Origin of the sequence: Pseudoalteromonas sp. NZS127 (genome assembly GCF_015864805.1) — a bacterium.
Taxonomy (GTDB): domain Bacteria; phylum Pseudomonadota; class Gammaproteobacteria; order Enterobacterales; family Alteromonadaceae; genus Pseudoalteromonas; species Pseudoalteromonas nigrifaciens.
In genome coordinates, this window is record NZ_JADYWN010000005.1 from 118,347 (window position 1) to 131,068 (window position 12,722).

The window sequence follows — 12,722 nt, forward strand, 5'->3', positions numbered from 1 at the left end:
CCGGTTACACAAAATAAAATGTAAAGCCGATAGCATTGACACAGAGTCGATTCCTCCTTACCATTGAAATAATAGACCAGTCGTTATAATTTGAGGTGTTTTAGTTATGAGTGAAAAAGTAAAGCCGAAAGACGTTCTAATTGAGACGGCATCACGCTTATTTAGAGTGCGCGGATATTGCGGAGTGGGCCTAAATGACATAATTGAAGAAAGTGGCGTACCTAAGGGCTCCTTGTATTACTACTTTCCTAAAGGCAAAGAGCAGTTGGCGACTGCTGCAATTAACAATACTAAAAGACTTGTTATGGAAGATATTCAAAAAAACTTTGCGGGTGTATCCAATCCAATAGATGCTTTTCAAGCTTATGTTTATGAATTATCCAGAGTGTTTGGACAAGGCGGAACCCCTCTTGGCTCTCCAATTGGCACTATTGCTGGAGAAAAACATTCCACTAGTGAACCTATTCGCTTGGCGTGTGAAGCTACCTTTAAAAGTTGGCAATCTATTTATACTGAAAAGTTTCTTGAAGCAGGCTACACAGAGCAACAGTCCACTAGTTTAGCTACTGTTTTTCATGCGCTAACTGAGGGCGGTATTCTCTTAGCTTTAACAATGAAAACGGGCAAGCCGCTTGAAACAATAGCAGAGCAAATCCCCTCATTACTTATTAAAAAGTAAATTTAAAAAGTAAATAAAGTATCAACCAACACAGGTCAATTTAGTTAATCAGCGAAGAGAGTTTTAATGTCTACAATTGCATATGAACAAGATAAAACAGTTATAAGACCAGTCCCTATTCTAATATCCTTTTTAATTGCCGGATTCATTGGCTTATTTAGCGAAACGGCTTTAAATATGGCACTTGGCAATTTAATGAGTGAATTAGATGTTGTTTCCTCTACCGTGCAGTGGATAACAACAGGTTACTTACTGACTATGGGGATCCTCATTCCCGTTTCTGCACTATTAATACAATGGTTTAGTACACGGCAATTATTCGTTGCTTCGTTACTTTTTTCGATTATTGGAGCGATAGTTTCCGGTATAGCCCCCTCTTTTAGTGTTTTACTATTAGGTCGTATTATTCAGGCAATCGGAACCGGCTTATTAATTCCCTTAATGTTCCATACAGCCCTCATCATTTTCCCTGTTCATAAAAGAGGCACTATTATGGGATTGATTGGCCTTGTTATGATGACAGCACCGGCTGTTGGACCAGCTACTTCGGGGCTGATTATTGAGCTGTTGAGCTGGAATTGGATTCTTTGGTTACTCATTCCGTTTCTTGTTTTTTCATTAGTATACGGGCTGGCTTATGTGCAGAACGTTTCTGTTTTGAGTAAGCCTAAAATAGATGTGCTGTCAATTTTGTTATCGACTGTCGGGTTTGGTGGCATTGTATATGGCTTTAGTATTGCAGGTGAAAAAGGATGGGGGAACTTACTAGTAATTAGTACCATTATAATTGCGCTAATCTCTCTTATTATATTTTCGTTAAGACAGTTTAAACTCGATAAACCAATGTTAGATTTACGTACTTTAAAATATCCAAAGTATACTTTAGGTTTATTGAGTGTATCTGCCACATTCATGATTATTTTATCAACCATGATTCTTTTGCCTTTATATTTACAAATTGGCCTTGGATTAACTGCGCTTACTGCTGGCCTTGTGCTTATGCCAGGTGGAATAATAAATGGCGCTTTGTCTCCGATCGCGGGGCGTATATTTGATAAGTTTGGCTCTAAGTGGCTACTTACACCTGGCTTTATTATTATGATTATTACGCTATGGAATCTGTCGAATGTAACCACAGAAACCTCTATTGCAATGGTTATCTTTTTGCATTCATCTCTCATGATTGGCGTAACATTAATTATGATGCCTGCGCAAACAAACGGTTTAAATGAGCTCCCCAGAGAACTATATGCTGACGGGACCGCTTTAATAAACACTTTACTGCAAGTATCTGGCTCAATTGGCACCGCTTTGGCAATTACAATCATGTCGGCTTCTCAAAATAGTTTTTTGGAAAACGTTGCCGATCCATCAGCGCCCTCTGCAGTAAGTAGCTCATTAACAGCGGGTGTACAAACGGCGTTTATTTTGGGAATTGTACTTGCGATTAGCGGGTTAATTATGTCGTTCTTTATAAAGTCATCTAAAAATACTTAAAGTAATATTAGCAACAAAAAAGCCCATGAAATCATGGGCTTTTATTTTTATATACTGCTAATACTAGCTAGTAGCTAACGCGCGATTATTCCCACTCAATAGTTGCAGGTGGTTTACCCGAAATATCGTAAACAACACGCGAAATACCATCAATTTCATTAATGATACGGTTTGAAACCACACCTAAAAATTCATATGGTAAATGTGACCAGCGCGCGGTCATAAAGTCGATAGTTTCCACGCAGCGCAGTGATACAACCCAATCGTATTTACGCGCATCACCCATAACCCCTACCGATTTAACCGGTAAAAACACAGTGAACGCTTGGCTTACTTTATGGTAAAGCTCTGCTTTGTGAAGCTCTTCGATGAAAATAGCATCGGCGCGACGCAGTAAATCACAGTATTCTTTTTTAATTTCGCCAAGTACACGCACACCTAAACCTGGTCCAGGGAAAGGATGACGGTAAAGCATGTCGTACGGTAAACCTAGCTCTAGGCCAATTTTACGTACTTCATCTTTAAATAACTCACGTAGCGGCTCAACTAGGCCCATTTTCATGTCTGCTGGTAATCCGCCCACATTGTGGTGCGATTTAATTACGTGTGCTTTACCGGTGGCAGATGCCGCAGATTCAATTACGTCTGGATAAATTGTACCTTGCGCTAACCATTTTGCATTTTTAAGCTTTTTAGCTTGCTCATCAAATACATTAATAAACGTGTGGCCAATGGCTTTACGCTTATCTTCTGGGTCTGACTTACCAGCAAGGTCATTTAAAAATTGCTCTTCGGCTTCAACTTTAACAATGTTTAGGCCAAACTTATTACCAAACATGTCCATAACTTGCTGGCCTTCGTTTAAACGAAGTAAGCCGTTATCAACAAATACACAAGTTAGCTTTTCGCCAATTGCACGGTGAATAAGCATAGCCACAACCGATGAATCAACACCGCCCGAAAGACCTAAAATAACTTCGTCATCGCCAACTGTTTCTTTAATGCGCTCAATGGCATTATCGATAATTTTTGCTGCAGTCCATAATTTTTCACAACCACAAATATCAATAGCAAAGCGCTCTAATAAACGCTGCCCTTGATGTGTGTGCGTTACTTCTGGATGAAACTGTACGCCGTAAAAGCGTTTTTCTTCGTTCGACATTGCCGCATGCGGACACGTAGATGTTTTAGCTGTGGTTTTAAAGCTTTGTGGAATATCCATTACTTTATCGCCATGGCTCATCCATACATCTAGTACGCCATTGCCGCCGTCGGTAATATGATCTTCTATCGCATCAAACAACGCACAATTACCCACTTTTTCTACTTGGGCGTAACCAAACTCTTTTTTATCAGAGCTGTGTACACTGCCGCCAAGCTGAGCTGCCATAGTTTGCATGCCGTAGCAAATACCTAGTACTGGCACACCAGCATTAAATACATATTCAGGAGCGCGTGGGCTGTTTTCAAGTGTTGTCGACTCTGGGCCACCAGAGAGAATAATACCTTGTGGGTTGAACTCGCGAATTTGCTCTTCGGTCACATCCCATGCCCACAGTTCACAGTAAACACCAATTTCGCGCACACGACGGGCAATTAATTGAGTGTATTGTGAACCAAAGTCTAAAATGAGAATTCGTGAATCGTGAATGTCTTTGCTCATGGAGTATCTCGTAAAGTCAGATGCTAAATAATGCTACTGATATAGTGAGTAGCTATTTAAAAAGGGCTAGTAAAACTAGCCCATAAATTGATGTAATTACGGCTGATTAGCCTAAACGGTAGTTAGGTGCTTCTTTAGTGATTTGCACGTCATGTACATGCGACTCACCCATACCAGCTGAAGTAACACGTACAAACTGTGGTTTGGTGTTTAGCTCTTCAATAGTGGCACAACCGGTTAAGCCCATTGCGCTGCGCAGGCCGCCCACTTGCTGATGGATAATAGTTGCAATAGGACCTTTGTACGCTACGCGACCTTCAATACCTTCTGGTACTAACTTGTCGGCTTCGTTTGACTTTTGGAAGTAACGATCTGATGAACCTTCTTTTTGATCCATCGCGCCTAACGAGCCCATACCACGGTATGATTTGTAGTAACGGCCTTGGTAAAGCTCTACTTCGCCAGGTGCTTCTTCAGTACCAGCAAGCAAAGAGCCCACCATTACACACGATGCACCAGCAACAAGTGCTTTTACAATATCGCCAGAAAAACGAATACCGCCATCGGCAATTACCGGAATATCGCGGCCTTTTAAGCCATCAACAGCATCTGAAATAGCCGTAATTTGTGGCACACCACAACCCGTAACAATACGCGTAGTACAAATAGAACCTGGGCCTATTCCTACTTTAACCGCATCGGCTCCAGCGTCTGCAAGCGCAACAGCGCCTTCTGCTGTTGCTACGTTACCAGCAATAATTTGTAAGTCTGGGTATTCTTTGCGGGTTTTCGCAACGCGGTCAATAACACCTTGAGAATGGCCGTGCGAAGTATCGATAAGTAATACGTCAATACCTGCTTCTACTAATGCAGCAATACGCTCATCAGTACCTGCGCCAACACTCACAGCAGCACCTACACGCAAACGACCTTGGTCGTCTTTACAGGCATCTGGTTTTTCTTGTGCTTTTTGGTAATCTTTTACGGTGATCATGCCCTTTAGTTTAAACGCATCATCAACCACAAGAATTTTTTCAATGCGGTGTTCGTGCATTAAGCCTAAAATCTCTTCGCGCGCAGCACCTTCGTTTACAGTAACTAGCTTGTCTTTTTTAGTCATAACAGTAGAAACAGGCTGTTCAAGCTTAGTTTCAAAGCGCATATCACGCCCTGTTACAATACCAACAAGATTGTTATCGCTATCAGTTACTGGAAAGCCCGAAAAACCTTTTTCTTGCGACAGCTCAAGTGCATCTGCAATGGTTAAATCGGCAGTTACTGTAATAGGATAAGTAACAATACCCGCTTCATAGGTTTTAACTTTACGAACGTTTTTCGCTTGTTCTGCAATAGTCATGTTTTTATGAATAAAACCAAGACCACCTTCTTGCGCAAGGGCAATAGCTAAACGAGCTTCGGTAACAGTATCCATAGATGCTGAAACAAGCGGCAAGTTAAGTTTGATTCCACGCGTTAAGCGAGTTGAAATATTTGCCGTATGTGGCAAAACAGTAGAATGACCAGGTACTAAAAGTACGTCATCAAAGGTAAGAGCTTCTTTAGCGATTCTAAGCATTTTGGCAACTTCTCACATGGTGGATCTAAGATAAGGAATTGCGGCCAAATTTTAACAGCGTTGCTGGCACTAGTAAATCATATTTTGTAAATATTTATGATAAACTAGGGTTATAAATAGTTTTTGGTAGTTTTTTATGTTTTCGAAGCCTTTGCAAACGATTTACACCGTGTCACGCCTTAATAGAGAAATACGCACCCTACTCGAGCAAGGCTTTGCCTCGCTGGTACTAACTGGCGAAATTTCGAACTTTATTACTCCGGCATCTGGGCATTGGTATTTTTCGTTAAAAGACGATAAAGCACAAATAAAAGCAGCCATGTGGCGCGGCAATAATCGTAACCAAAGTTACCGACCCATTAACGGTGCGCAGGTAACGGTAAAAGCGCGCGTTTCACTTTATGAACCACGCGGCGACTATCAACTTATTGTTGAACATATGGAACCTGCTGGCGAAGGACAACTTAAGCAAGAGTTTGACGCCCTAAAAATGCGTTTAGCCGCTGAGGGGCTATTTAGCTCGGTTTATAAAAAACCTCTACCGCAAAACATTAACCGTATCGGGGTAATAACCTCTGCAACTGGCGCGGCCATAAAAGATATTTTAACCGTACTAAAACGCCGCGCACCGCAGTTAGAAGTTATTATTTACCCAGCTATGGTGCAAGGTAAAGACGCACATCTGCAGTTAATTAAACAAATAGAGTTGGCTAATATTCGCAGCGAAGTAGACGTGCTTATTTTAGGGCGTGGTGGCGGCTCTTTAGAAGATTTATGGTGTTTTAACCATGAGCAACTTGCACGCGCTATATTTAATAGCCAACTGCCTATTGTGAGCGCGGTAGGCCACGAAATCGACACCACTATTAGCGACTATGTAGCCGACGTACGTGCAGCTACGCCTTCTGCGGCGGCAGAGCTGGTAAGCCCTAATACGCAAGAGTTACATAATAAAGTAACTCAGCTAGTTAACCGTCTTGCTAATGCGTTTAAACACGATATGAGCGAAAAGCGCGCTCAAGCATTACAACTACAGCACAGGTTAAATTTATGCCATCCGCGTAATCAGTTAAATCAAAAAGCGCAGCGCTTGGATGAACTAAGCATTGCACTACAACAAGCTATGCGTAATAGTTTATATCAACAAGAGCGCACCCTTAATAATTTAACGCCTAGATTAATGCGCCAATCACCCGACAAAAAGCTCACTCAAGCAAGTCACCAACTCGCACAATTACAAACTCGGCTTAACCAAGCAATACAGCAGCAATTACAGCAAGCTAATAACAGCTTAGCACTGCAGGCAAGTCGCCTAGATTCGGTAAGTCCACTTAATGTATTAGCGCGAGGCTATAGTATTACAAAAACAGATAAGCAAAAGGTGGTTAAATCGGTAGCGGATGTAAAAGTCGGAGATACTTTAATTACTGAACTGGTTGACGGCACGTTACACTCGCAAGTACTAAGTTAGCAGCGTCTTACTCTTTAGTACTCACTATAAAATCTATCTGTTCATCGGTTGAATTTGACGAAGTGAGCTTAAATTGCTGCCACCATGGCATTAGCGCTAATTTATCGTTCAGCTCGCGCCACTGCACATGCCCTTGCTGATTAGTTTTATCGGCAACTAGGCTAAACTTACAAAGTGTTTGTTTGCACTCTAAACTAGTTAGTTGCGCGGTATTACTTAAATCGCTGGTAATTAAAAAATCAGTTAGCGCGGTTTCTACTTCGTAGCTCCACTGGCTATTTTCATCCTCAGCTATAAACTTCTCTTCTAACTGCTTAGCAAAATCAAGCTGATCTAGTTGCGCTAATTTTAACGCTTGTTCAACGCGTTTAAGTTGTTTGGTTTTAAGCTCAAGCTCATTGGTAAGCGTGGCAATTTTATGCGTATATGGCGCAATACTCTCAGCCTGGGAGTTACCATCGGCAGGGTTAACATGCTCGTCAGTACTATTGAGTGACTCATCGTTAGCTTGCTTTATAACAATACTTTTATAAGGAAACGGCTGGCTTTGTTGCGCTTGAATAGGCATAGAATGTAAAAACAAAAAGTAACCACTGGTTAATCCTACGCCTAAAATAAAACAGCACAGGCCAAGTAAGTTACTTTTGTTTAGCATTTTAAATTGCTCATTACTTTATAGCATAGAGCTAGTATGCGATTCATTTTCAGGCTCAGGTTTAGCTAAAAAGTTTTGGTTCATACTTTTTGCAGGGCATTCGCAATCTGGGCGACCAATAATTTTTGCCGGTACACCTACCGCTGTAGTGTGTGGCGGTACATTACTTAGCACAACAGAGCCTGCGCCAATACGCGCGCCCGCACCCACTTCAATATTGCCTAATATTTTAGCCCCAGCACCAATAAGTACCCCGGCTCTAATTTTAGGGTGGCGATCGCCTTGCTCATTGCCCGTGCCACCTAAAGTAACCGACTGCAGTATTGATACGTTATCTTCAATTACCGCCGTTTCACCAATAACAATACCGGTTGCATGGTCAAACATTATTCCTTTACCCACTTTACAAGCAGGATGAATATCAACGCCAAATACTTCTGAGCTACGGCTTTGAATAAAGCGCGCCAACTCTTTACGGTTTTGCGTCCACAAACAATTAGCTAAACGATGCGCCTGAATAGCATGGAAGCCTTTTAAATTTAATATTACCGTAAGGTAAGTTTCGGCTGCAGGGTCACGATCTTTTACCGCTTTAATATCGTGAGCAACGTGCGTTAGCATACGCTCACACCTTACAAACGACTGATCAAATAGCTCACGAATAGTAAATGCCGACACCACCGCATCTGCCAATTTATTAGCAACAATAAAACTCAGCGCCGCCCCTAAACATTCATGGTTCAAAATACACGAATAAACATGGCTCGCTAAAAGAGGTTCGCGTTTTACTACTTCATTTGCTTCGCTGCGAAGCTGTTGCCAAATTTCATGTCGCATATTACTGCCTTTGTTGATCAAAAAGAGCCTTTTGCTAAGTTTAACGGATTTAGTCACTAAGGTGTTAATCCCTTAGTTATTTGTTGTGGTTATTAGATATAACTATTTTTATAAAACAAAAATGCCCCAACTATTTAAAACAGTTGGAGCATTTAGTTTTTTAAGTTTAAACTTACTTAAATACTTTATCTACTGCTATTACTGCAATATTTTTTGCCGGAATAGCTAATTTGTAATCGGCAATCACTTTATCTTCTGCAACAAGCTCTGCTGGTTTATCGGTATTATAAACCATTGGCGATGTTTGCTCAGGCGCTAAACGCTTTTGCATATCAGCGCCGTCACCGGTAATAAATACATAATGGATATTATCGGTTTGTAGATTATCTTTAATAACGCGGTTTACATCCTTTACTGTTAGCGTTTTAAGTTTGTTAGTTACGTAACTTACAAAGCTGTCGGTATTGTAAAACTCGCTATCAAGTGCATAACCTAGTTGGCGATTTTGGCTTGCCACCATTTGCGGCACAAAGTTAATTAAAAAGTTACGCGTGGCTTCAAAGTCGTCTTCACTCATGCCATTTTTAATTAGCTTATCAAGCTCAAACAAGGCGGTACGAGTCGCAAAATGCGCATCGTTATTAGAGCGAAGTGGGCGTAACCACACTTGAAATATTTGCTCAGAGCGCCCTAGGTTTGCATCAGGCTTAGTTTGAAACATACCACGCGGAAAGTATTCAATGTACGCGTAATCGCCATAGTTCATGCCACGGGTTTCACGAATACGCTCATATAAAAAGCTGTTAGAACTACGGTGCTCACCAAAGTAAGAACGCACTAACCACAGTGCAGTCCAGTCCTCACTACTTCTTATTGTATCAATTGGAAAACCAAACGATACCGCTGTCGACTGCGCACTCTTTTCAACAATAGTAGCATGATGGCCTTTAAGCTCAGGCGCATCAGGAATACTTAAACGGCTTTGCTCGCCTTTAGGCAGGCCTGCTAAATCAGCTAGCATAGTGGCTTTTAGTTTTTCCGGTACTGCACCAATTAAGCCAAGTGTTAGCTTAGATTGCGTAAGCTCTGTGTTATAAAACGTTTTAACATCATCAAGCGTAAGTGCTTCTAAATCTGAAATATCACCATAGTTGTAGCTTTCATAAGGATGGCCTTTGTAAAGCGCGCTGTAGAGTACTTCTTTACCTAGTTCTTCATCGTTAGATGCTTTTAAGCCCGATTTAATACCGTCAATTAGCTCTTTTTTAAGGCGCTTAAAGTCATCTTCTCTAAAACCGGGATTAAGTAACTGATCGCTCACTAATGCATACCACTTAGCAGCGTTATCTTTATGAATACGCCCTTGAAACGACAGCATTTCTTTATCTATTTGATAACCAAAGCTACCTGCCAGCGGATAAAGTGCTTGTTTAATATCTTTATAGCTTGTTGATTGTGAGCCACCTTGCGCCAGCATAGCTGCAGTTAATGCGCCAAGGCCTTTTTTACCTTGCGGGTCAGCAGCAGCCCCGGTATTGAATAAAAAGTTAACGTCGATTAATGGCGAGCTGTTAGTTTTATCTAGCACTTTAAATGCAGCAGCCTGAGGTGCTTGCTCCAGTTTTGCAACCAGTGCGTTTAAATCAACCTCTTGCTCAAAATTTGGCGCTTTATCAAGTGCCGACATAGTCACGGTAGTGCGTGCATTATCAACAAAATACTTGTTAGCAATTGCTTTAATATCTTCAGCTGTTATTTCATCTGAGGTTTTATATAGCTGGTTTATTACCCTAGGGTCACGCTCAAAATGCATATAGCTTGCAAGGGTTGCAGCAATTGCTTGCGACGAATCTAAACCATTTATAAAGCTGTATTTAAGGTTAGATTTTAAGTCGCTGAGTTTTTGGCTATCTACTAACTCAGTACGCGCTTGGGCGTAGGTACGATTGATTGCATCGCGTACTTTGGCTAAATCGTCTGCTTTTTCTACTTTTACAAATACATGCAGTAAACCCGGATCTTTGGTTTCTGGGTTATAGCTAAACATTTGGCTGGCAATTTGTTTATCTACCACTAGCTCTTGGTATAAATCTGAGTTGTTTGAAAAATAAAGCTGCGAGAGTAAATCAAGCGCAGCTCTGTCTTTTTTAGCCGGCTCCCACGCAGTGCCTTTATACGATACTAATAACCAATGCCCTGGTAAGCCTGGGTTTTGTTGATGACTATATTTTGGCGCTTGCTGTGTTGGCTCTGCTTTAATGTCGGCAACATAGTCACCCTTTTTCCACGCACCCCAGTGTTTTTTAACCATAGCCATAGTGGCTTTTGGGTCTACATCACCCACAATTACGAGTGATACATATTCGGGCTTATAAAATTTGGCAAAAAATTCTTTACCATAAGCCATTTGATCAGGCATGGCTTCTATGTCTTTAAAAAAGCCCATAGTGGTGTGTTTATAAGTGTGTTGCTCAAAGGCCTCTTCGCGTACTGCGCTAAGTAATTTACGCACTGGGCTGGCATTATTTTTTAAGTACTCGCCTTTTACCGTTTGCGCTTCGGTTCTAAATTGCTCTTCGGTATAGGTTAAATTTTGAAAAATATCAGCTTCAAGTTCAAGTACTTTATCAAGATGCTGCTTTGAAAAGTTTAAATGATAGTTAGTGTAATCGTTGGTGGTGTAAGCGCGGTTATCAACGCCAGAATTTTTTAAAATACTTGAATACACAGCCTCAGGAAATTTTTCAGAGCCTTTAAACATCATGTGTTCAAAAAAATGCGCAAAGCCCGTTTTGCCCGCTTGCGTTTCATTACGTGATCCTACCGATACAGGAATTTGCAACGAGACTACATCAGGGTAATCGGTTTTAACCACCATAACGCGCAAGCCATTTTCAAGCTCTTCTAGTAAGTAGTCTTGTGAAAAAACGCCCTCGCCCGTAGTGTTTGTTTGTTGTTGTGTTACTGCTTGGCTCGTTTGATTTTGTTCAATAGCGCAACCCGACAGTGCCAGCGATACCGCTAAACTGGTTGCTAAAAATTTAAATTTCATTGTTTTTCCTTTTATAGCAATCAATTTTAATCGCTAAACGTTGAGCTAGTTTAATAAAAAGTACCATCTGATTATGCCGCAAAGCCGCCAATAATAAGAGCCTAAAGCGTTGTTATTATGTAAACAACTGTATCAAATTTACTAATTGGTAACGAGCTTGTATGAATAAACCTCACTACGATTGAAAAATTTTCATTAAATAAAGCTATCTAGCCATCTAAATGGCTGCTATATTAATTCCATCGTAACAAACTAAGCTGGAATGAGGATTATGGCTTTATCACTTCAAGAGAAAATAGAAGATAGCAATCAAGGCGTATACCTTATTGGTACTACGCCGCCAAAAATTGGTACCGATAAAGCGCAACTAAAAACCATTGCAGAAAAGCTATTGGGTCGCCTACACGAAATTGAATACGACGGCGTAATAATTTACGACATTCAAGACGAAAGCAGCCGTACTAATCAAGCGCGTCCGTTTCCATTTAGGCAAACTGTCGATCCACGTGAATACAGCAACCTATTACGTGGCTTATCGCACCTTGATGTAATTACCTATAAAAGTGTGGCGCAACGCAGTGCGAACGAGTTTAAAGATTGGCTAAGTGAAACTAAAAACGACTACGATTTAAAAAATATTGTTTTAGTAGGTAGCCCATCATCGATAGGCGATATAAAACTAAGCCTACCAGATGCGTATAAAACGCTGGCAGAGCAATCTGATGACTTCTTTTTAGGCGGCGTTACTATTGCAGAGCGTCATTCTAATAAACGTAATGAACACGAGCGCCTAATAGAAAAAACCGCTCAAGGCTGTAAGTTCTTTATTTCGCAAGCGGTTTACGACGCACAAGCAACAATAGAGTTAATAACTAGCTATGCACGTAGTTGTAAAGCACAAGGGCTTGAGCCTAAGCGCCTTATTTTAACTTTTACTCCGTGCGGCGGCGAAAAAACCTTAGAGTTTATGCAATGGTTGGGGATCTCAGTGCCAGAGGCCACTAAATGGCGCATGCTTGATGCGAACAATACGCTGAGTGAATCGGTACGTATTTGCCGCGAAAATCTCGATTTAATACTTAAAAGCTGTGCGCATTTAAACGTGCCGCTGGGCTTAAATATAGAAAGCTTAACTAACCGTAAAGAAGAAATTGACGCATCAATTAACTTATACCGCTTATTAAAAGCCACCATGGAATTAAATCTAGCTGAAAAGTTAATAGCTTAAGGGCTAAGCATTTAATACAAAACCAGATTAATTAGTTACACTCTTTGGCAAGCCTTATAGCTTG

The 12,722-nt window shown here is 41.0% G+C and carries 9 protein-coding genes; 4 read left to right on the forward strand and 5 right to left on the reverse strand.

Annotated elements, in window-relative coordinates; translation table 11 throughout:
• The first annotated feature begins 106 nt into the window (after window positions 1-106).
• Together I6E78_RS07040 and I6E78_RS07045 are read left to right on the forward strand one after the other, a co-directional pair.
• The gene (locus I6E78_RS07040) at window positions 107-679 is read left to right on the forward strand and encodes a TetR/AcrR family transcriptional regulator (RefSeq protein ID WP_011327349.1); all 573 of its coding nucleotides are present in this window, start codon (window positions 107-109) and stop codon (window positions 677-679) included.
• A 66-nt stretch (window positions 680-745) separates the two neighbouring features.
• The gene (locus I6E78_RS07045; protein WP_011327348.1) at window positions 746-2,176 is read left to right on the forward strand and encodes an MDR family MFS transporter; all 1,431 of its coding nucleotides are present in this window, start codon (window positions 746-748) and stop codon (window positions 2,174-2,176) included.
• An 85-nt stretch (window positions 2,177-2,261) separates the two neighbouring features.
• Here the strand turns inward: I6E78_RS07045 and guaA are convergent, their stop codons facing one another.
• Complete coding sequence (guaA, locus tag I6E78_RS07050; RefSeq protein ID WP_011327347.1) at window positions 2,262-3,839, reverse strand: glutamine-hydrolyzing GMP synthase; 1,578 nt, start codon at window positions 3,837-3,839, stop codon at window positions 2,262-2,264.
• 106 nt (window positions 3,840-3,945) lie between these two features.
• Entirely contained in the window at window positions 3,946-5,415 is a 1,470-nt protein-coding gene (gene guaB, locus I6E78_RS07055) for an IMP dehydrogenase (RefSeq protein WP_011327346.1), read from the reverse strand.
• Between the two features lie 136 nt (window positions 5,416-5,551).
• On the opposite strand from guaB, the gene xseA reads away from it, so the two are divergent.
• Window positions 5,552-6,886 (forward strand): exodeoxyribonuclease VII large subunit, encoded by a 1,335-nt coding sequence (gene xseA, locus I6E78_RS07060; RefSeq protein WP_197182202.1) that lies wholly within the window; start codon window positions 5,552-5,554, stop codon window positions 6,884-6,886.
• 7 nt (window positions 6,887-6,893) lie between these two features.
• Here xseA and I6E78_RS07065 read toward each other — a convergent pair whose 3' ends face one another.
• The 3 genes from I6E78_RS07065 to I6E78_RS07075 form a co-directional block, all read right to left on the reverse strand.
• Window positions 6,894-7,541 (reverse strand): hypothetical protein, encoded by a 648-nt coding sequence (locus I6E78_RS07065; RefSeq protein ID WP_086997834.1) that lies wholly within the window; start codon window positions 7,539-7,541, stop codon window positions 6,894-6,896.
• Between the two features lie 18 nt (window positions 7,542-7,559).
• Window positions 7,560-8,378 carry a serine O-acetyltransferase gene (gene cysE, locus I6E78_RS07070; protein ID WP_011327343.1) on the reverse strand — a complete coding sequence of 273 codons (819 nt, stop codon included), beginning with the start codon at window positions 8,376-8,378 and terminating at the stop codon, window positions 7,560-7,562.
• Window positions 8,379-8,550: 172 nt separating this feature from the next.
• Window positions 8,551-11,430 (reverse strand): M16 family metallopeptidase, encoded by a 2,880-nt coding sequence (locus I6E78_RS07075; protein ID WP_086997831.1) that lies wholly within the window; start codon window positions 11,428-11,430, stop codon window positions 8,551-8,553.
• A gap of 271 nt (window positions 11,431-11,701) precedes the next feature.
• Here I6E78_RS07075 and I6E78_RS07080 point away from each other — a divergent pair, with 271 nt between their 5' ends.
• A complete protein-coding gene (locus I6E78_RS07080; protein ID WP_011327340.1) occupies window positions 11,702-12,658 on the forward strand; it encodes a methylenetetrahydrofolate reductase in 957 nt (318 codons plus the stop codon).
• The last annotated feature ends 64 nt before the right edge of the window (window positions 12,659-12,722 follow it).